Below are 20235 nucleotides of genomic sequence, written 5' to 3'. Positions count from 1 at the left end.
GTAATCAGCCACCCCGCGCGCCGGGGCCGTGGGTGGTGCACGGGCCTGGGGGCGGCGAATGCGAGACTGGTCCGATGTTGCGGATCGGCCTCACCGGAGGCATGGGAGCGGGTAAGTCCACGGTGGCGCGGATTCTCGCCGAGCACGGCGCGGTCGTTATCGATTCCGATGTACTGGCCCGGGAAGTCGTGGCGCCGGGCACCGAAGGACTGGCCGCGCTGGTGGCCGCGTTCGGTGCGGATATTCTGGCCGCCGACGGCAGCCTGGACCGCCCGGCACTGGCGGCGCGCGCGTTCGCCGACGACGAGTCCCGCGCCACGCTGAATTCGATTACCCACCCGCTGGTCGGAAAGCGCACCGCCGAATTGATCGCCGCGGCCGCTCCGGACGCGATTCTGGTGCAGGATATCCCGCTGCTGGTCGAGAATGGGCTTGCGCCTTTGATGAATCTGGTGCTGATCGTCGACGTCGACGCGGAAACGCGGGTCCGCCGGCTCGTCGAATTCCGGGGCGTCGACGAAAGCGACGCCCGCGCCCGCATTTCGGCCCAGGCCACCGACGAACAGCGCCGGGCGGCGGCGGACGTACTGCTGGACAACAGCGGCGCGCCCGGCGCGATCGACGCCGTGGTGGATCGGCTCTGGCACGAACGGCTGGTGCCGTTCGAGGCGAACAAGCGCACCCGGACACCCGCCCCGAAGGGCGCGTTGCGCCTGGCGCCGGCCGATCCGGAGTGGGCCGCGCAGGCGCAGCGCTTGATCGCCCGGCTCTGGGTGGCCTGCGGTGCGGCGGCCACGCGCATCGATCACATCGGATCCACCGCCGTGCCGGGCCTGGACGCCAAGGACGTGCTCGACTTCCAGATCACCGTCGCGGACCTGGCGGCCGCCGACGGTCTGCGAGAGGCGTTGGCGGAGGCCGGTTTCCCGCGCAAGCAGGACATCGTCGCCGACAATCCGAAGCCGGGCACCGCGGATCCGGCGCTGTGGGCCAAGCGCCTGCACGGCTCCGCCGACCCGGGCCGTCCGGCCAATGTGCACCTGCGGGTCGCGGGCAGCCCCGGGCAGCGCTTCGCGCTGGACTTCCGGGACTGGCTGCGCGCCGACGCCGACGCGCGCGCGGAGTATCTGGCGGTGAAGCGCGAGGCCGAGGCCAAGGCCGCCGGGCTGACCGGCCCGGCGGCGGCCGAGGCCTACTACGGCGTCAAGGAGCCGTGGTTCGACGCGGCCTACGCCCGGCTGAGCTGACTCAGCGCCAGGTCAGCTCGATGTCCTGGCTCGCCAGCCAGCGTTCCAGCGAATAGCCGTTGGCGGCAATGCCATCCATGGTGACGGCGGCCTGCTCGATCGCCGCCTGCGCCTGGCTCAGCTCGAGGAAGCCCGCGGCGTGCGCGGCCAGCAGTTCGTCCACGTCGAGCAATTCGGAATCGCGCCCGGTGCGCACGGTGATGTCGAGGTAGTGGTCGACCGACTTCCATCTCTGGGCCCCGACCTGGCTGTACTCGCCCAGATCGAGGTAGTAGTCCTGGTCGCGCCGGTGCGCCGGGTTGTAGTGGAACACGGTGGCGCGCAACGACAGTGCCGGCAGCAGCCAGGACTCGATGTAGTGGAACTCCACGTGATCGGAGGAGCGCGCCATGTACAGGCCCCAGGGCGCTACCTGGTAGCTGTCGACCTCGCGCACGAACCCCTTGGGGTCCGTGTTGGTCCGGCTCGCGAGATCGAAATACTCGACCTTGGGCGGGTGCAGGTCCACTGCCGGTGCCTGTGTCATGCATCCAGAATCTACCGTCGACCGGCTCACGTCGAGTCGTAGCGGTTGCTGAATTGTTTCGTGCGCGACCGCGGGCCCTTACATCCAGGTGAGCGCGACGCCGTGGGCGGCCAGCCAGCGCCGCACGTCGTAGTCGTGGGCGGCCAGTCCGTGCAGCGCCGCGTTCGCGTCGGCCAGGGCCTTGCGGCACTGCTCGGCGCTGACCAGCCCGGCGGAGTGGGCGGCCAGCAGTTCGTCCACCCCGCGCAGCTCGGCGGACTGATCGCCGCGGACGACGACCGCCAGGTAGTGGTCGACCGCCTTCCAGCGGCGCGGCGCGATCCGGCTGTACTCGCCGATCTCCAGGCGGTAATCGCGGCTGGCGTGGCAGCCGGGGCGGGCGTGCACCAGGGTGGCGCGCAGCGACAGCTCGGGCAGCAGCCAGGACTGCAGGAAGTGCGTCCGGTCGATGATGCGGGCGAGATAAAGCCCCCAAGGTTCGACGTGGAAGCACTCGACCGGCCGGACGAAGCCTCTGGCGTCGGTATTGCTCAACTCCGCGAGATCGAAGTATTCGACGTAGGGCCGATGGACCGGGACCGGCGCCGGACCGGGAAGCGAGTCGAGCCGACCGCCCGCGGTAGCGGGGATCGGGCGACGCATTCCCCGTGCCATGTAACCGGCGACGCCGGTGACGGTCGGCGCGGCGACAAGCAGCGGAAGCAGAGCGCTCATGGCGAGCTCCTTCACCAAGGGGGTGGACCCAGATCAGGCTACTCCTGGAGTACCCCGCCGCCACCGTGTCCAATGTTGCGTTTCGGTGTCCAATTCGATTGGCACGCTGGACATTTCGCGCGCATTACGCTTGCAGTGGGATTCCTTTACCGCGGCGGCCGCTAAGCGGGGAAACATGCCGACCGGTCGGATGATGAGACATCGATCACCCGGATCCGCGGTCTGCTCCCGCGGGCGGGCGGAACTTGTCGGTGCCGCGTTCTAGGCTGGTGAGCATGGCTTTCGCAACCGAGATCCCCGCCGAGGGCGACCGTCCGCTGGCGCATTCGGAGTTCCGGCCCGTCGGCGAGATCGAGCGCACCGACGCCCGGTTCGAGGTGGTCAGCGAGCACAAACCCGCCGGTGACCAGCCCGCCGCGATCGCCGAGCTGGAGCGCCGGGTCAATACCGGCGAACGCGATGTCGTCCTGCTCGGCGCGACGGGCACCGGCAAGTCGGCCACCACCGCCTGGCTCATCGAGAAGCTGCAGCGCCCCACCCTGGTGATGGCGCCGAACAAGACGCTGGCCGCGCAGCTGGCCAACGAGCTGCGCGAGATGCTGCCGAACAACGCCGTCGAGTACTTCGTCTCCTACTACGACTACTACCAACCCGAGGCGTACATCGCCCAGACCGACACCTACATCGAGAAGGACAGCTCGATCAACGACGATGTCGAGCGGCTGCGGCACTCGGCCACGTCGAGCCTGCTCTCGCGCCGCGATGTCGTGGTGGTGGCGTCGGTGTCCTGCATCTACGGCCTGGGCACGCCGCAGTCCTACCTGGATCGCTCGGTGCAGCTCGAGGTCGGCGAGGAGATCGATCGCGACGCGCTGCTGCGGCTGCTGGTCGACGTGCAGTACACCCGCAACGACATGTCCTTCGTGCGCGGCTCGTTCCGGGTGCGCGGCGACACGGTCGAGATCATCCCCTCCTACGAGGAGCTCGCGGTCCGCATCGAGTTCTTCGGCGACGAGATCGAGGCGCTCTACTACCTGCACCCGCTCACCGGCGACGTGGTCCGCCAGGTGGAGCGGCTGCGTATCTTCCCGGCCACGCACTACGTCGCCGGTCCGGACCGGATGGAACGCGCCGTGCGGGAAATCGAGGCCGAACTCGAACAGCGCCTGGCCGAATTCGAGCGCCAGGGCAAGCTGCTGGAGGCGCAGCGGCTGCGCATGCGCACCCAGTACGACCTCGAGATGATCCGCCAGGTCGGGTTCTGCTCCGGCATCGAGAACTACTCGCGCCACATCGACGGCCGCCCCGCCGGTTCCGCGCCGGCCACCCTGCTCGATTACTTCCCCGACGATTTCCTGCTCGTCATCGACGAGTCGCACGTGACGGTGCCGCAGATCGGCGGCATGTACGAGGGCGACATGTCGCGCAAGCGCAACCTGGTGGAGTACGGCTTCCGGCTGCCCTCGGCGGTCGACAACCGCCCGCTCACCTGGGAGGAGTTCGCCGACCGGATCGGGCAGACGGTCTATCTGTCGGCCACGCCCGGCCCGTACGAGCTGGGCCAGGCCGGCGGCGAGGTGGTCGAGCAGGTCATCCGCCCGACCGGCCTGGTGGATCCGAAGGTCATCGTCAAGCCGACCAAGGGCCAGATCGACGATCTGGTGCACGAGATCCGCCTGCGCACCGAGCGCGACGAGCGCGTGCTGGTCACCACGCTCACCAAGAAGATGTCCGAGGATCTCACCGACTACCTGCTCGGGCTCGGCGTGCGCGTGCGCTACCTGCACTCCGAGATCGATACCCTGCGCCGGGTCGAGCTGCTGCGCCAGCTGCGGCTGGGCGAGTACGACGTCCTGGTCGGCATCAACCTGCTGCGCGAGGGTCTCGACCTGCCCGAGGTCTCGCTGGTCGCGATCCTCGACGCCGACAAGGAAGGCTTCCTGCGCAGCAGCACCAGCCTCATCCAGACCATCGGCCGCGCCGCCCGCAACGTCTCGGGCGAGGTGCACATGTACGCCGACAAGATCACCGACTCGATGCAGCACGCCATCGAGGAGACCGATCGCCGGCGCGCCAAACAGGTGGCCTACAACGAGGAAATGGGCATCGACCCGCAGCCGCTGCGCAAGAAGATCGCCGACATCCTGGATCAGGTCTATCAGGAGGCCGACGATTCCGAGGTCGCCGTCGGCGGCTCCGGCCGCAATGCCAGCCGCGGCCGGCGCGCGCAGGGCGAGCCGGGCCGCGCCGTGAGTGCCGGGGTCTACGAGGGCCGCGACATCAAGTCGATGCCGCGCGCCGAACTCGCCGATCTGGTCAAGGAACTCACCGCTCAGATGATGAACGCGGCCCGCGAGCTGCAATTCGAGCTGGCCGGCCGCCTGCGCGACGAGATCGCCGACCTGAAGAAGGAACTGCGCGGCATGGACGCCGCCGGGCTGAGCTGAGTCGTGATGCCCGGCAGCGGTTCCCGCGGTTCAGCTCTGGGTGGCCATCCACTCGTTCACCCGGCGCTCGGCCTCCTCGCGGGGGACGTCCTCCACCCGGGTCATGACGGCCCAGCGGTGGCCGAACGGGTCGATGACGACGCCGAAGCGGTCGCCGGTGACGAAGGTCTGGGGTTCCTCGGCGGTGCGCGCGCCGTGCTCGCGGGCGCGGGCGATGGTGGCGTCGACGTCGGGGCAGTAGTGCACGATCGAGGTGTGCACCCATTCGCCGTTGGGCGCCTGCACGCCGTTGTCGGGGATGGGCATGCCCATCTGCAGGGTGGAGTCGCCGATCTTCAGCTCGGCGTGGGCGGGCTGGCCGTCCGGGAGGTCGTTGCGGCTGATCACCTCGGCGCCGAACACGGCGGTGTAGAACTCCAGGGCCTTGTTGGCGTCGGCCACAGCCAGGAAGCAGGTGATCGAGTGGTAACCGGCGGGGATCGGATTCACGGTGTTCGTCATGCCGATAATGCTGCTCGGCGGCCCGGAAATGGTCTTGTAAGAACGCGACACCGCGATCGGCGGCGGCGGTAATGCCGAAATGGACCCCGGCCACCGCGCCCCTGGACGGGGCCAAGGGGATTCTGCATCCGGCCGAGCAGGCCAGGCACCGCGTGCTGAATCGGCTGCCCGTGGGCCCGGCGCTCACGGAATTCGTCGACTGGTACTGGTCGGTGCGCTGGGATCTGCGCGGCCGGGAGCCGTATTCGGCCGAGGTGCTGTCGTTTCCGTGCGTCAACGTCACCTTCGAACGCGACGGCGCCCGGGTCGGCGGATTCGTCAACGGCGTGTGCACCACCAAGTACATTCGCGAATTGTCCGGAGCCGGAGAGACTTTCGGCGTGCGCTTCCGCGCCGGCGGCTTCGGCGCGTTCACCGGGATGGATGTCGGCACACTGCGTGACCGCGTCGTCGACCTGACGGAGGTTTTCCCGGACGCCGCCGAACTGTCCGACCGGGTGCTCGCGGAGCCGACCGACGAGCAGCGCCGCGCTCTGGTGGAGGCGTATCTGGCGCCGCGCGCCGCCGGCGCGGACGCGGCGTACCGGCTGGTGGTCCGGATCGTCACCGCGATGGCCGAGGATCCCGAACTCACCCGCGTCGATCAGGTCACCGAACGCTTCGATATTCCGATCCGCACCCTGCAGCGCCTGTTCCGCCGCTATGTGGGCGCCGCGCCGAAATGGGTGCTGCGCCGCTACCGGTTGCAGGACGGCGCCGACTTGCTCGCCCACGGCCGCACCGCGGATTTGGCGGCGCTCGCACTCGACCTCGGCTATTTCGATCAGGCGCATTTCTCCCGCGAGTTCGCCGCGGAAGTCGGAATGCCTCCGCTGGAATATGCCCGCAATTCGTTACGCTCGGCCCAGGAGTTCGCGCCCGAGGATTGAGCGGGGGCTCCGCCGGTATTTCCCCGCGCAGCGAATACTCGGAGAGGTGAGACTGTGGACGCAGTGGTGCTGATCGGCCGGGTGTTGTTCTCGGTGTTGTTCCTCGGCTCGGCAATGGGGCATTTCGGCAATACCGAGGCCATGGCCGGCTACGCGCAGAGCCAGGGGGTGCCCGCGCCCAAGGCCGGCGTGCTGGTGTCGGGTGCGCTGATGGTGCTGGGCGCGCTGATGGTGCTGCTCGGGATCTGGGCCGACGCCGGGATGCTGCTGCTGGCCCTCGTGCTGCTCCCGGTGACCTTCCTGATGCACGCCTTCTGGAAGGACTCCGATCCGCAGGCCAAGCAGGCGCAGATGGTCCAGTTCAACAAGAATCTGGCCCTGATCGGCGCGGCGCTGATGCTGTGCGCGTTCTTCGCCCACACCCCCGAACTCGGCCTCACCGTCACCGGTCCGCTTTTCGGTCGCTGAGCCGCCGTTTCGCCGCTGTGATGAATCTCCCAGGGCGGCAACCGTCTTCGGGAAAAGTTGTGATGCGTCACAGTAATGGCCGAGGCGAATTGGATCGGCGCTGGTAGCTTCGGCCCCGTGCCATTCACGCGCTGGAGGATCGCGGTGAAAGCCCGACACCGCGAAGTGTGATGTGTTGCGATTTCTGATATTTCCCCGCGTTTTGCGGCTATGGTCGACCGCAGTCGCCGCGACGGTGCTCCGACTTGCTCGGATGCGCCGTACGTAGGCACCCGACCCAAAGTTGGAGGAAAGATGACCGCCTACCGGACCATTGTTGTCGGTACCGATGGCTCGGACTCGTCGTACGTCGCCGTCGAGAAGGCCGCCGCGCTGGCAGGCGCGGCCGAGGCCACGCTGATCGTCGCCTGCGCCTACTACCCGACCGACGACCGCGACGTCGCCGCTGCCGCCGATGTGCTCAAGGAAGAGGCCTACCAGGTCCGCGGTTCCGCGCCGACCAACGAGATCCTGCGCATCGCCCGCGACCGCGCGGCCGCGGCCGGCGCGAAGGACATCGTGGAGCGCTCCGTGGTGGGCGAGCCGGTCGAGTCCCTGCTCAACCTCGTCCGCGAGGTCGAGGCCGATCTGCTCGTGGTCGGCAACCGGGGCCTGAACACCCTGGCCGGGCGCCTGCTCGGGTCGGTGCCCTCGGACGTGGCGCGCAAGTCGCGCTCGGACGTGCTGATCGTGCACACCGTCCGCTAGCCCGGACACCCCGAAGCCCCGTACCGCCCGGCGGTACGGGGCTTCGGTCGTCTCAGCGCAGGGCGCGCAGCACCTCGGGCAGCTCGCCGGTGTGGAACACGGTGAGCCGCTGGGTCGCCCGGGTCAGCGCGACGTAGAGATCGTTGAGCCCGCGCGGCGACTCGTCCAGGATGACCTGCGGCTGCACCAGGAACACCGCGTCGAATTCCAGGCCCTTCACCTCGTGCACGGTGAGCACCGACACCGACTCCCCGGCCAGCTCGGCGAATTCGGCCAGCAGCTCGTGCGGCACGATGACCGCGCTGGTGCCCGGCCCCTGCTCGCCGGCCACCGCCGCGCGCGTCGCCGGGAGCAGCTCGGCGGCCGGAACCCGGTGCGCCGCAGGCGGGTTCCCGCTCTCGCGCACCGAGCGCGGCACGGTGACGCCGGGATCGATGGCCGCGAGCACGTCGGCCGCCACCATCATGATCTCGGCGGGCGTGCGGTAGTTCACGGTCAGCTCGGTGAGCTTCCACCGTTGCGCCACATAGGGTTCCAGCATGCGCCGCCAGGACGTGGCGCCCGCCGGGTCGCCGGTCTGGGCGACGTCGCCGACCACGGTGATCCACCGATTCGGAATGCGCCGCATCACCATGCGCCAGGCCATCTCCGAAAGCTCCTGCGCCTCATCGACGATGACGTGGCCGTAGGTCCAGGTGCGGTCCCCGGCGGCGCGCTCGGCGGTGGTCTGGTTGGCGCGATAGGACTGCCGGTCGGCCAGCTGGGAGGCGTCGATCAGGTCGTAGGCCATCAGGATCTCGTCGGCGTCCAGCGCGTCCTCGACCTCGGCGGCGGCCGATCCGGCCAGGATGTCCAGCGCCTCCTGGGCCTCGGCGATCTGGGCGTGCCGGCGGCGGCGGGCCCGCTCGCGCTCCTCGCTGTCGTCGACGCCGAGCAGTTCGGCGAGCTCGTCGAGCAGCGGCGCGTCGGCCGCGCTGAACTCACCGGTGTCCGGGCGCGCGAGTTCGGCCCGGTCCGCCGCCGACAGCCCGGACGCGACGCGCTCGAGCCGCCGCGGATCGGCCAGCAGATCGCCCAGCACCTCCTGCGGCGACAGGATCGGCCACAGCTTCGCGATCGCGGCCTGCACCTCGGGATCGGATTTCATCTCGTCCCGGATCTCGGCGAGATCGGTGCGGCTGAGCAGACTTTGGCCCCCGGACAGATCCGCGCCCATGGTCTGGGCGACCTGATCGGTGAGCGCGTCGATGACCGAGCTCGCGAAGATCGGCCGCGCCAGGTTGTGCGCGCGGCGCGAGGACCGGGCCCGGCCCCGCGCGCGGGTGGCGATCTTGCGGTCCAGCGTCACCGGGTAGCCGTCGAAACTGAGCCGGATCGGTTCGGCCGGCGCTTCCTGACGGTCGCGCACCGCCTGCTTGAGCACCTCGAGAATGTCGAGTGAGCCCTTCAGCTCGCCCGCGCGCAGCGAATCCTCGCGGGTCGCCTTCACGCCGGGATACAGATCGCCGATCGTGGACAGCAGCACGCCGGTCTCGCCGAGCGAGGGCAGCACCTGCCCGATGTAGTCGAGGAAGGTCGCGTTCGGCCCGATGATCAGCACGCCGCTCTTGGCCAGCTGCTGGCGGTAGGTATAGAGCAGGAAGGCGGCGCGGTGCAGCGCGACGGCGGTCTTGCCGGTGCCCGGCCCGCCCTGCACCACCAGCACGCTCTTGTGCTCGGAGCGGATGATCGCGTCCTGTTCGGACTGGATCGTCTCCACGATGTCGTTCATGTGGCCGGTGCGCGCCGCGTTCAGGGCGGTGAGCAGGGCGCTTTCGCTGCCCACGCCGCCCTCGCCCTCGACCATGCCCGCGCGTTCGGCGGCCGCGAGGTCGAGGTATTCGTCGTTGACGGCGGTGACGCGGCGGTTGCGCGAGCGGATGTGGCGGCGTCTGGTCACGCCGTCCGGCGCGGCGGTGGTGGCCAGGTAGAAGGGCCGGGCCAGCGGCGCGCGCCAGTCCAGCAGCAGCGTCTCGTAGTCGTCCTTCTCGTCGAGGATGCCGAGGCGGCCGATGTAGCGGGCGGCCTCGTCGCCGTCCAGATCGATGCGCCCGAAACATAATCCGTGTTCCGCGGCGTCGTACTTGGCCAGATCCTCGTTGTAGAGCTGACTGAACGATTCGCGTTCACTGCGGGCCTGGGGCGTGCCGCCGGTCTCCAGCAGCACGGTTTTGAGACGGTTCTTCGCGTAGGCGCGCATGCCGTCGAGGCGGTCGTACAGTACCGACAGGTACGCCTGCTCCTGTTCGATCTCGCGGCTCTGTGCGAGGGGGTCGGGCAAACTGAACTCCTTGGGTCACCGCGTGAAAACAAGGTTGTCGAGTCTACTGCGAATTCTCCCGGCGTGCCGCCACCGCGGGCAGCGTCACCGGGTCGAAGTGCAGGACGGTGGGAAACGGCTCGTAGAAGTGGTGCAGCAGCGCCTTCCAGCGCTGGTATTCCGGCGCGCCGCGGAACCCCTCGACGTGATCTTCGAGGCGGTCCCACTCGACCAGCAGCAGGTAGTGCCCGGGCTGCTCCACGCAGCGCGAGAGCGTCAGCCGCCGGAAACCGGGCATGCCCGCGATGAGCGGCCGGGCCTCGGCGAAGGCGGCCTCGAAGGCGTCGGCCGACTCGGGGCGGACGGGCAGCAGGGCGTGTTCGATGATCACCCGGCAACCCTAGGACGCGTGCGTGTTGTTGGGCCGGCGTCCCTTGACGGTGGCCTCGCGGTCGCCCACCGGTTTGGCCCGGTACATCGCCACGTCGGCGTCGTGCAGCACGCCCTCGGGGGTGCGGTGATCCCCGGCCACCAGCTCGGTGACGCCGATCGAGGCGTTGACCTCGATCCGGTGCCCGCGCGCCACGATCGGCTCGGACATGGTCGAGCGCAGCCGCTGCACCAGTGCCTCGAGGTCTTCGCGGCGGGTCGGCCCGGCCAGCAGCACCAGGAATTCGTCGCCGCCGAGGCGGCCGACCACGTCGTCGCCGCGGAGCGCGCGTTGCAGCCGCTGCGCCACGATCTGCAGCACGGTGTCGCCGATCGCGTGGCCCAGGGTGTCGTTGATCGCCTTGAATCCGTCCAGGTCGATGAACAGCACGGTGGAGACGTGCTGGTCGCCGGACCTGCCGATCCCGCCGACGGCGTCGGCGGCCGTGCCCGAGGTGGCCAGCGCGGCCGCGAGCTGGGACAGGATCAGCGAACGGTTGGCCAGCCCGGTGAGCGAATCGTGGGTGGCCTGGTACTCCAATTGCCTGCGGCTGGCGCGGAATTCGGTGACGTCGGCGAAGGAGGAGACGGCGGGGGAGTCCGGGTCCTCGGGGTTGAGCAGCCGGCTGCTGCCCTGCAGCCAGCGGCGCTGCCCGTCGTTGCGATCGACGCCGAAGGTGTAGCCGGTGATGGTCTCGCCGGTCTCCAGGGTGCGCGCGATCGGGTGCCGGGTGGGCGGCAGCGGCTGGGCGTTGGCGTCCAGCAGCACCATGGGCAGCTCGTGGATGCTCAGGCCGACCAGTTCCTCGGGATGCTCGGGCCGGCCGAAGATGCGCCCGGCGGCCGGGTTCGCGGACATGATGTGGCCGCCGCGGTCGATGACGACCACACCCTCCTCCAACTGCGACACCACGGTGGTGAAGTAGTCCTCGGCCCGGCGCTGCGCCTGTTCGGCGGCGCGCTGCGCGGTGAGATCGTGGATGACCACCTGGTAGGCGAACTCGTGCTGCCAGGGGATGAGCACCGAGACCGTCTCCACCGGGACGGGGCGCGCGTCGTCCAGGCGCAGCAGCCGCATCTCGGTGGGGACGGAGGCGTCGCCGACGGCGGTGAGGTGGCTGATCCGGTCGAGCATGCCGGCCACGTAGTCGGGATGCACGAAGCCGGTGACGGGCCGGCCCACGATGTCCTCGGCCGTGCCCGCGCCCAGCAGCCGCACGGTGGCCCGGTTGACGTAGACGACGAGACCGGCCTGGTGCACACAGATCCCGTCCGGGGTGTGATCGGCCAGCGACCGGTACCGCTGCGCGATCTCCTCGGCATCGGACGCGCTTGCCGGGGTGTTCTCGCCGTCTGCCCTTTCCGAACCCAACTCCGAACCCCCGATCCGTTCGAACCGACTCATGGCCATTGGAACATGGGAATTATCCTGGTATCGACATGAACAAGATCACGTCGGTGTCGCGGTAGCCCCGCGCCACAGCGCAGGCCGAGGAGCAAGGCTATGCCAGGCGTCAATGCGAGAACCGTCCAGCACCAAGATCATATGACGATTGCCGGGATCGGCGCGGTCACCGGGTACGGCTGGGGACGCGAAGCGCTCTGGCAGGGCCTGCTCAGCGGCAAGTCCGCGGCCACGCTCCGGTCCGGTTACGGTCGCGGACGCGACGAGCAGGCCTGGGTGGCGCTGGTACCCGACGGTGGCGATCCGGCGATCAGCAAGAGCAGGTACGGCCGCGCCATGCACGAGGCGGCGCGCGAGGCCGTCGCCGACGCCACCGCGCGCGGGTGGCGCCCGGGCCGCACCGTCGGCGTCGTGCACGCCATCGTGCTCGGCGACGTGGTGAACTGGCGGGATTTCTACCTGGTCGACCACGGCCACCGCCGCTCCCGCGACTACCTGCCGCTGCTGCCGTCCACACCGATCTCGATGCTGATGCAGGAATTCGGCTTCCACGGCCCCTCCATGAACGTGTCCGCGGCCTGCAGTTCGGCCAATGTCGGGTTGATCACCGCCAAGCTCTGGCTCGATTCCGGGGTCGCCGACGACGTCATCTGCGTGGCCTCGGACATGTCCGCGACGCCGGACATGCTCGAGCACTTCGTGCAGATGGGCGCGGCCGTCGCCGACGCCGAGCCGATGGACGCCTGCCGTCCGTTCCAGCGCGGCAGCCGCGGTTTCAGCATGGGCGAGGCGTCGATGGCCTTCGTCCTGAGCCGGGCCGTGGACCGGCCCTATGCCACCGTGCTCGGCGGCGCCATGACCAACGACGCCTATCACGTGGTCTCGGTGGAACCCGACCACACCCAGATCTTCGACTGCGCGCGCCGCGCGCTGACCCAGGCCGGGCTGCGCCCCGAGGACATCGCCTATCTCAGCGCGCACGGTACCGGCACCCGGCAGTGCAGCGCCGCCGAGTGCGACCTGATGGCGCGCATGTTCGACGACGGCCCGCTGATCACCGCGCTCAAGCCGCTGACCGGGCACGCCCAGGGCGCGGCCGCCGGCGTGGAGGTGGCCGCCGCGGCCATCGGCTACGAGCGCCGGATCGCGGCGACCGCGCCGATCGTCGCGCAGGCGCATCCGCGGCTGCTGGACGGGCCGCAGCCCTTCCGGGGCGGTACGACGCTGAAGGTGTCGCTCGGTATGGGTGGCCATAATTCGATGCTCGTCCTCGGGGAGCCCGGCTAACCGGGCGGCAGCGGCACCGACCAGCACAGCCGGGTGCCGGGCAGCTCTTCCGGATGGCCGCTGGGCCGCAGCGCGGGCCCGATGATGAACTCGCCGTTGGCTTTCTCGGCGCGCTGCTCCAGGTTGCGCAGCCCGCTGCGGATGACGTGATGCGGGATGCCCCAGCCGTCGTCGATCACCACGATGGTCAGGTTGTCGTCGATGCTGATCTCCACCGTGACCAGGCTCCCGCCGGAATGGCGCACCGCGTTGCTCACCGCCTCGCGCACCACCGCCTCGGCATGGTCGGCCAGCTCGGCCTCGAGCACCGACAGCGGCCCGGTGACGTGCAGGCTGCCGCGCAGCGGCGTGTCCGAGGTCTGCTGGCGCACCGCGTTTTCCAGGCGCTGCTGCAGCCGGTTGATCTGGGCGTCGCCGCCGTGCAGATCGAAGATCGAGGTGCGGATCTCCTGGACCACCTCCTGCAGATCCGAGACGCCGGTGGCGATCCGCTGCTTCACCTCGGGCACCTGGGCCTGCGGGACGGCGGCCTGCAGACTCAGCCCGATGGCGAACAGTCGCTGGATGACGTGGTCGTGCAGATCGCGCGCGATGCGGTCGCGGTCGGCGAGCAGGTCGATCTCGCGCATCCGGCGCTGGGTGCCGGCCAGCTGCATGGCCAGCGCCGCCTGATCGGTGAACGCCGCGGTGAGCTCGACGAGTTCGTCGGGATACGGCGCGGATCCGGGCGGGCGCACCGCGACCAGCACGCCCAGCGTCGCATCCGGGGTGCACAGCGGCAGGATCAGCGCCGGGCCGACCTCGGCCAGCGGGATTCCGAGATCGATCGACCCGGCGTCGTCGAAACGCAGCGGCGTGCGGCGCTGGAAGGCCTCGCCCAGCGCGGTGCCCTCGGTGAGCACCAGCCAGCCCTCGTGCCCGGCCCCGGCGCCGGCCCAGTGCGTCAGCACCAGCTCGTGCACTTCGGCGGCGCGGCGCTGGGCGCCGGTCGCGCCGGCCAGGAAGGCGCGCTGCGAACCGGTGAGCGTGCGGGCGTGCTCCACGACGTGCGCGAGTACCTCCTCGGATTCGGTGCCCGCGAGGAATTCGGTCGCGATGTCGCGGGTGGCCTCGATCCAGGCCTGCCGGGTGCGCGCGGATTCGTAGAGCCGGGCGTTGTCGACGGCGATGCCCGCGGCGGCGGCCAGCGCCTGCACGAGCACGTCGTCGTCCTCGGTGAAGGGGTGCCCGCCGGCCTTCTCGGTGAGATAGAGGCTGCCGAAGACCTCGTCGCGAATCCGCACCGGCACACCGAGGAAGCTGTGCATCGGCGGATGGCCGGGCGGGAAGCCCACGGACTCCGGATATTCGGTCAGGTCCTCCAGGCGAAGCGGTTTGCTGCGATGGAACACCGCGCCGAGCACGCCGTGCCCCTCCGGAAGTTTGCCGATGCGTTCCCGGATCTGCTCGTCCATGCCCTCGTCGAGGAACTGGGCGACCTGCAGGTCGTGACCGAGCACGGCGAGCGCGCCGTAGCGGGCGTCCACCAGACTGGTCGCCGTGCGCACGATGGCGCGCAGGGTGTCGTCCAGGTCCAGCCCGGAGGTGACGGTGAGCATCGCCTCGACCAGGCCGTCCATCCGGTCGCGCGAGTCGATGATGAGCTCGACACGCTCCTTGACCTCGCTGAGCAGCTCGCGCAGACGTAGCTGGGAGAGCGTGTCGCGCACCGAGTACAGGTCGTTGCCGGGGTCGTCGGCCATCTCGACTTCCTGTCCTCGGGGGATGGCAACCGGCGGAGCCGGTGGGGTGGGGCGGATTCAGCGGGGGCGCGAAGTGCGCTCATCCCAGTCTAATTCGCGGATCAAGGACTTTCGGCCCTGTTCGCGGCAACGTTGCGGGAGTGGGATAGGGGCATCAGGTGAATAGAGAGTAGAGGTGTCCTATGAATTCGTCGCAGGCGTTGTATTCGGAGCGCGGCAACGCGCGGGGCAACTCGGAGCAGTGGACCACGGCCGCCGATCCCGATCTCGCGGTCACCACTCGCGGCGCCGTTCCCGCAGCGGATGTCACCCGCGCGGTCCGCGCTATCGGCCGAGTGCTCCGGCGTCACCACTTGGATGTCCCGGCGCGCGTGCGGGTCACCGCACCCGCCGACGGGGACCAGCCCACCGTCGTGCAGGCCAATGTGCGCCTGCACGACACTCCGGCGCGGGTGCAGGTCACCGGTCCGCGCGGGTTCGCGGTCACCTTCGCGGTGGAGCGCCTGGATCGCCAGATCGCGCGCCTGGCCTCCAATCAGTCTCGCGCGTGGCCGGATCCGGCGCGCCCGCCGCTGGCGCGGGTCACCGAGCCGCGTCCGATCGTGCGCCGCAAGTCGGTCTCGCTGCTCACCGGCACGCCCGACGAGGCGATGGCGATCCTGGACGCGATGGATTACGACGCCTACCTCTTCACCGATCAGGAGACGGGGGAGGAGGCGATCGTGCACTGGAGCGAACTACTCGGGGTCGGGGTGACGCGCCAGCACAGCACGGCCGAGCCGGAGGAGCCGGCGGGGGATGCCCTTCCGCTGACGGTGGATTCGGAGCCCGCCCCGCAGTTGACGGAGCTGGACGCGGCGGCCTGGCTGTGCCGCTCGGGCCTGGCCTATCTCTTCTTCACCGACGCCGACACCGGCCGCGGTCGCCTGCTCTACCGCCGGTACGACGGTGACCTGAGCATCGTGGTGCCGGAGTAGTTTCCGGGCCCGGAGCGCCGAGCGGTGCTAGCCCTCACGCAGTTTCGAGGCCAGCACCGCCGCCTGGGTCCGGCGCTCCATGCCCAGCTTGGCCAGCAGTCGGGAGACGTAGTTCTTCACCGTCTTCTCGGCCAGGAACATGCGCGCGGCGATCTGCCGGTTGGTCAGGCCCTCGCCGAGCAGCGCCAGCAGGCGGCGCTCCTGCTCGGTCAGCCCGGCCAGCGGGCCGTCGTTCTCGGTGCTGTTGCGTAAGCGCGCCTTCAGGGCCGTGGCCGCGCGGGTGTCCAGCAGCGAGCGGCCGGACCCGACGGCCTTGATCGCCTCGGCCAGCTCCATCCCCTTGATGTTCTTCACCACGTAGCCGCCCGCGCCCGCCAGGATGGCGTCGAGCATGGCGTGCTCGTCGGTGTAGGAGGTCAGGATGAGGCAGCGCAACTCCTCGTTCTCGGCGAGCAGATCGCGGCACAGTTCGATGCCGTTGCCGTCGGGCAGGCGAACATCCAGCACCGCGACATCGGGCCGCAGCGCGCGGATGCCGGCCATCGCCTGCGCGACATCACCGGCCTCGCCGATCACCGAGAGTTCCGGGTCGCTTTCCAGCAGGTCGATCAGGCCGCGCCGGACGATCTCGTGGTCATCTACCAAGAACACTTTGAGCACGACGGCCTCCCACCGGCGAACGGGCTACCCCGCCAAGGTATCTCGTTTCGGGCGTCCGCGGCTACCACTCGGGTGAGCTCGTTCGAAGATCATTCCGAAATTACGGGTAATGCCGACTCGAATTGCGGACACGCCCAGAACCGTTCTCGAGTGAAACAGTCTTGTTCGCAAAATCCGTGCCCGCTTTGCGGTTTCGAGTATCATAGGACCGAAGTCATTCAACGAGGGCTTTAGGCATCGTGGCCACAGGGCCCGTGCACAGTAATCTCGGGAAATGGCATATTCAGCTACGCTTGATTTCAGTAATATTTTCGGTCCGCCACGCAAATGCCCAGGCTGCGGTTCGGGCGCGATCGGAACCTTCGATGACCAGCGGGATGCCCGCTTTCACTGCCTCGACTGCGGCACCCGCTGGCGGCTGGCGCAGGGGCGCACCATTGTGGACGCGCTGATCGGCGAAGGCGACGCCGGCTTATGGGCGAGCCAATGAAGATCGGACTCGTTGTTCCGCCGTGGGTTCCGGTTCCGCCGCCGGCGTACGGCGGCACGGAAGCCGTGGTGGGTAATCTCGCGATCGGTTTGGCGCGGCTCGGCCACGACGTTCATCTATTCACCGTCGGTGAGTCGACCTGTCCGGTCCGGCGTTCCTATTTGTTCGAGCATCCGACCGCGCAGATCGGTGTCGGCGAAGCCGAATTGATGCACGTGCTGCACGCCTACGAAGCGCTCAGCGACGTCGACATCATTCACGATCACACCTCGCTCGGCCCGTTCATCGGCGCCTCGGCCGGCGGTCCGCCGGTGGTGGTCACCAATCACGGTCCGTTCACGCCGATGCGCCAGGACATGTTCCGCGCTATGGCCGAACAGCAGGCGCACATCGTGGCGATCTCGCAGGCGCAGCAGCGGGCCGCGGGCGACAAGGTCCCGATCGACGCGGTGATCCATCACGGCATCGATCTCGACGCCTACCGCTACGGCCCCGGCGACGGCGGATACGTGGTGTTCGTCGGCCGGATGAATCCGGAGAAGGGTGTGCACCGCGCGGTGCAGGTGGCGCGGCTGGCGCGCCGGAAACTGTTGCTGATCACCAAGATCAGGGAACCCGAGGAACGCGCCTACTACCAGGAGCGGGTCCGCCCGCTGATGGCGCCGGACGATCCCGAGCCCCGCGAGGAGCCGCTGGATCGGCGGGTGGAGCTGGTGCGCCACGCCGACGCGCTGATCAACCCCATCGGCTGGCCCGAGCCCTTCGGACTGGTCATGGCCGAGGCATTGGCCTGCGGCACACCGGTTCTGGCGTTTCCCAACGGCGCGGCGCCGGAGATCGTCGAAGACGGCCGGACCGGCTTCCTGTGTCGCGACATTTGGGACATGGCAGACGCTTTGGAGCGTGTCGGCACCATAGATCGGCGCGTTTGCCGGACAGCCGCGGAGCGACGGTTTAGCCTGCTCCGCATGGCCCGTGACCATGAGCGGCTCTACCGCCGCATTCTGACCGGTGAACGGACGAGCCGGGCGATGGTGCCCGAAACGGTGTCGTGAGGCCGGGCTCCGAGCGACCCGAAATCCCGATGCCGTGGTGAACAATCCCTGGGGTGACGCCGCCGGTGAGGTGGGCGAGCCCAGTGTCGTCGGCGCCGGTGTGACGCTGGTGGAGGGCTCGACCTTCTGCATCAGCGAGAGCGGCGGCGCGATCACCCCCAACCGGCCGGAGGGGTTGTTCGTGCGCGACACCAGGGTGGTGTCGTCGTGGCGGTTGACCGTGGACGGTCAACCGCCGCAACCCCTTACGGTGCAGTACGCCGACCCCTACAGCGCCACGCTGCTGGCCCGCACCCCGCCGCGGCCCGGCCGCGCGGACAGCACCGCCCTGGTGGTGCTGGGCCGCCACGTCGGCGACGGCATGCGCGAGGACCTCACCGTGCGCAACCTCTCCGGCGATCCCATCACCTGCACCGTCACCCTGGAGCTGGACGCCGACTTCGCCGATCTGTTCGAGGTGAAGGAGGGCCGGATCGGCGAGGGCGTGGTCACCCAGGCCAAGGTCGTGGCCGCGGACGCGTTCGAGATCAGCCGGCCGGACCTGCAACTGGCGGTGACCGTCTCCGCCGCCGGCGCCACCGCCGGCGAGCGCGAATTGCGCTGGCGGATCGAACTTCCCGGGCGCGGGGAATGGACGGCGTGCATCCAGTACCGGCCCGCGCTCGGCGCGGTGCCGGTGACGCCGCGCTACGGCTGCGGCAGCCCGGTCTCACACAGCACGCCGTACCAGCGCCTGCGGGACTGGTACCAGAACTCGCCGACCGTGCTCACCGAGGACGAGACCCTGGCCGCGACGTTGCAGCGCGCCGTCGGCGATCTGGGCGCGCTGCGCATCTTCGACCCGGGCCATCCCGAACGCGCGGTCGTCGCCGCGGGCGCGCCCTGGTTCATGGCGCTGTTCGGGCGGGACTCGCTGCTCACCTCGTGGATGGTGCTGCCGCTGGACCGGCAGCTGGCGGTGGGCACGCTGCAGAGCCTGGCGGGCATGCAGGGCAAGGAGATCCGGCCGCTACAGGAGGAACAGCCCGGGCGCATCCCGCACGAGGTGCGCTTCGGCCGGGCCGCGACGCTGCTGCTCGGCGGCGACACCGTCTACTACGGAACCGCCGACGCCACACCGCTGTTCGTCATGCTGCTGGGCGAGCTGCACCGCTGGGGCCTGGACGCCGAGACCCGCGACGAGCTGCTGCCGCACGCCGATCGCGCACTGGCCTGGATCGAGCAGTACGGCGACATGGACGGCGACGGCTTCGTCGAATACGCCCGCGCCGCCGAGCACGGCTTGGCCAACCAGGGCTGGAAGGACTCGTGGGACGGCGTCAACTTCGTCGACGGCGGCATGCCGCACGCGCCGATCGCGCTGGCCGAGGTGCAGGGCTATGTCTACGCGGCCTACCTGGCGCGCGCCGCGATCGCCGACGACACCGGCGAAGGCGAGCTCGCCGCGACCCTGCGGGCCAAGGCCGCCCGGCTCAAGCGGGCGTTCAACGAACAGTTCTGGCTGCCCGACAAGGGCTGGTACGCCATCGGACTGGACCGCGGCAAACGCCCGATCGACGCCCTCACCTCCAATATCGGGCACTGCCTGTGGACCGGCATCGTCGACGAGGACAAGGCCCGGTCGGTCGCCGATCACCTGCTCTCGCCGGAGATGTTCAGCGGCTGGGGCATCCGCACCCTGGCCAGCAGTATGGGCGCCTACAACCCGGTCAGCTATCACAACGGCTCGGTGTGGCCGCACGACAACGCGATCTGCGCGGCCGGGCTGATGCGCTACGGGTTCACCGAGCACGCGAACCGGGTGATCGACGGCGTGCTCGACGCCGCGGTGCGCTTCGGGCACCGGCTGCCGGAGCTGTTCTGCGGTTTCGATCGCTCCGAGTTCTCCGCGCCGGTGCCCTATCCGACCTCGTGCTCGCCGCAGGCGTGGGCGGCCGCGACGCCGCTGCTGTTCCTGCGGACCATGCTGCGGCTGGAGCCGGGCAACGGCGACAAGCTGGTCGACCCGGTGGTGCCGCGGCGCTATCTGCCGCTGCGGGTGGCTGGGCTGCGCGTCGGCGACGATGTGCTCACCGTCACGGTGAACGACAAGGGTTTCCAGGTGGACGGCGCCGCCGGCTCGGACTGAGCCGGGCTCGGCCCCCCCGGTCAACCGGGTGTCACCCCGCATCGCCCGATGCGGGGAATCCGCGCGTGCGGCATCCTGTTGGATAAGGGGAGGTCAGGCGGGTGGGGCGCGCGCTCGGCGAAACTTGTCGGTGGGTCGGCCTAGCATGACCGCGGGGGTAAGTCTGGGTTCTCGGGGAACCCCG

General features: G+C 69.6%; 18 protein-coding genes. 10 read left to right on the top strand and 8 right to left on the bottom strand.

Annotated elements, in window-relative coordinates; genetic code table 11:
* Positions 1 to 74: 74 nt before the first annotated feature.
* On the top strand, positions 75 to 1247 hold the full coding sequence (gene coaE / locus AB0I43_RS36395; protein WP_357433484.1) for a dephospho-CoA kinase: 1173 nt from the start codon (positions 75 to 77) through the stop codon (positions 1245 to 1247).
* Position 1248: 1 nt separating this feature from the next.
* Here the strand turns inward: coaE and AB0I43_RS36390 are convergent, their stop codons facing one another.
* Positions 1249 to 1773, bottom strand: coding sequence for a DUF402 domain-containing protein (locus AB0I43_RS36390; RefSeq protein ID WP_356978660.1), 525 nt, complete (start codon positions 1771 to 1773; stop codon positions 1249 to 1251).
* Between the two features lie 78 nt (positions 1774 to 1851).
* The gene (locus tag AB0I43_RS36385) at positions 1852 to 2487 is read right to left on the bottom strand and encodes a hypothetical protein (protein WP_356978662.1); all 636 of its coding nucleotides are present in this window, start codon (positions 2485 to 2487) and stop codon (positions 1852 to 1854) included.
* 275 nt (positions 2488 to 2762) lie between these two features.
* Between AB0I43_RS36385 and uvrB the strand changes: the two genes are divergently transcribed.
* Positions 2763 to 4934 (top strand): excinuclease ABC subunit UvrB, encoded by a 2172-nt coding sequence (uvrB, locus tag AB0I43_RS36380; RefSeq protein ID WP_356978664.1) that lies wholly within the window; start codon positions 2763 to 2765, stop codon positions 4932 to 4934.
* A gap of 30 nt (positions 4935 to 4964) precedes the next feature.
* On the opposite strand, the gene AB0I43_RS36375 is transcribed toward uvrB, so the two are convergent.
* Positions 4965 to 5435 carry a VOC family protein gene (locus tag AB0I43_RS36375; RefSeq protein WP_356978666.1) on the bottom strand — a complete coding sequence of 157 codons (471 nt, stop codon included), beginning with the start codon at positions 5433 to 5435 and terminating at the stop codon, positions 4965 to 4967.
* A gap of 71 nt (positions 5436 to 5506) precedes the next feature.
* Between AB0I43_RS36375 and AB0I43_RS36370 the strand changes: the two genes are divergently transcribed.
* From AB0I43_RS36370 to AB0I43_RS36360, 3 genes are all read left to right on the top strand, one after another.
* Positions 5507 to 6364 carry a helix-turn-helix domain-containing protein gene (locus tag AB0I43_RS36370; RefSeq protein WP_356978667.1) on the top strand — a complete coding sequence of 286 codons (858 nt, stop codon included), beginning with the start codon at positions 5507 to 5509 and terminating at the stop codon, positions 6362 to 6364.
* Positions 6365 to 6418: 54 nt separating this feature from the next.
* A complete protein-coding gene (locus AB0I43_RS36365) occupies positions 6419 to 6832 on the top strand; it encodes a DoxX family protein (protein ID WP_356978668.1) in 414 nt (137 codons plus the stop codon).
* A 294-nt stretch (positions 6833 to 7126) separates the two neighbouring features.
* Positions 7127 to 7579 carry a universal stress protein gene (locus AB0I43_RS36360; RefSeq protein ID WP_356978669.1) on the top strand — a complete coding sequence of 151 codons (453 nt, stop codon included), beginning with the start codon at positions 7127 to 7129 and terminating at the stop codon, positions 7577 to 7579.
* A gap of 52 nt (positions 7580 to 7631) precedes the next feature.
* Here the strand turns inward: AB0I43_RS36360 and AB0I43_RS36355 are convergent, their stop codons facing one another.
* From AB0I43_RS36355 to AB0I43_RS36345, 3 genes are read right to left on the bottom strand one after another with little or no spacing between them, the layout of a single operon-like run.
* On the bottom strand, positions 7632 to 9899 hold the full coding sequence (locus AB0I43_RS36355; RefSeq protein WP_356978671.1) for an ATP-binding domain-containing protein: 2268 nt from the start codon (positions 9897 to 9899) through the stop codon (positions 7632 to 7634).
* 43 nt (positions 9900 to 9942) lie between these two features.
* A complete protein-coding gene (locus tag AB0I43_RS36350) occupies positions 9943 to 10269 on the bottom strand; it encodes an antibiotic biosynthesis monooxygenase (RefSeq protein WP_356978672.1) in 327 nt (108 codons plus the stop codon).
* Between the two features lie 9 nt (positions 10270 to 10278).
* A complete protein-coding gene (locus tag AB0I43_RS36345; RefSeq protein WP_357433482.1) occupies positions 10279 to 11718 on the bottom strand; it encodes a diguanylate cyclase in 1440 nt (479 codons plus the stop codon).
* A 135-nt stretch (positions 11719 to 11853) separates the two neighbouring features.
* On the opposite strand from AB0I43_RS36345, the gene AB0I43_RS36340 reads away from it, so the two are divergent.
* On the top strand, positions 11854 to 12999 hold the full coding sequence (locus AB0I43_RS36340) for a beta-ketoacyl synthase N-terminal-like domain-containing protein (RefSeq protein WP_356978676.1): 1146 nt from the start codon (positions 11854 to 11856) through the stop codon (positions 12997 to 12999).
* Here AB0I43_RS36340 and AB0I43_RS36335 read toward each other — a convergent pair.
* Positions 12996 to 14741, bottom strand: a complete 1746-nt coding sequence (locus tag AB0I43_RS36335) for a GAF domain-containing sensor histidine kinase (protein WP_356978678.1) — start codon at positions 14739 to 14741, stop codon at positions 12996 to 12998. The genes AB0I43_RS36340 and AB0I43_RS36335 overlap by 4 nt on opposite strands.
* Positions 14742 to 14923: 182 nt before the next feature.
* Between AB0I43_RS36335 and AB0I43_RS36330 the strand changes: the two genes are divergently transcribed.
* Positions 14924 to 15718 (top strand): sigma 54 modulation/S30EA ribosomal C-terminal domain-containing protein, encoded by a 795-nt coding sequence (locus tag AB0I43_RS36330; protein WP_356978680.1) that lies wholly within the window; start codon positions 14924 to 14926, stop codon positions 15716 to 15718.
* Positions 15719 to 15745: 27 nt separating this feature from the next.
* On the opposite strand, the gene AB0I43_RS36325 is transcribed toward AB0I43_RS36330, so the two are convergent.
* Positions 15746 to 16378 (bottom strand): response regulator transcription factor, encoded by a 633-nt coding sequence (locus AB0I43_RS36325; RefSeq protein ID WP_356978682.1) that lies wholly within the window; start codon positions 16376 to 16378, stop codon positions 15746 to 15748.
* Between the two features lie 274 nt (positions 16379 to 16652).
* Here AB0I43_RS36325 and AB0I43_RS36320 point away from each other — a divergent pair, with 274 nt between their 5' ends.
* Genes AB0I43_RS36320 through AB0I43_RS36310 form a run of 3 tightly spaced genes read left to right on the top strand, consistent with a single transcriptional unit; the run spans position 16653 to position 20051 of the window.
* Entirely contained in the window at positions 16653 to 16868 is a 216-nt protein-coding gene (locus AB0I43_RS36320; RefSeq protein ID WP_356978683.1) for a hypothetical protein, read from the top strand.
* Complete coding sequence (locus AB0I43_RS36315; protein ID WP_357433480.1) at positions 16853 to 17923, top strand: glycosyltransferase family 4 protein; 1071 nt, start codon at positions 16853 to 16855, stop codon at positions 17921 to 17923. Before AB0I43_RS36320 ends, AB0I43_RS36315 begins: the two co-directional genes overlap by 16 nt.
* Before the next feature lie 37 nt (positions 17924 to 17960).
* Complete coding sequence (locus AB0I43_RS36310; RefSeq protein ID WP_356978686.1) at positions 17961 to 20051, top strand: glycogen debranching N-terminal domain-containing protein; 2091 nt, start codon at positions 17961 to 17963, stop codon at positions 20049 to 20051.
* Positions 20052 to 20235: the final 184 nt, after the last annotated feature.

It is taken from the genome of Nocardia sp. NPDC050435 (assembly GCF_040655395.1).
Lineage (GTDB): Bacteria > Actinomycetota > Actinomycetes > Mycobacteriales > Mycobacteriaceae > Nocardia.
This window is presented reverse-complemented; position numbering and strand designations above follow the sequence as displayed.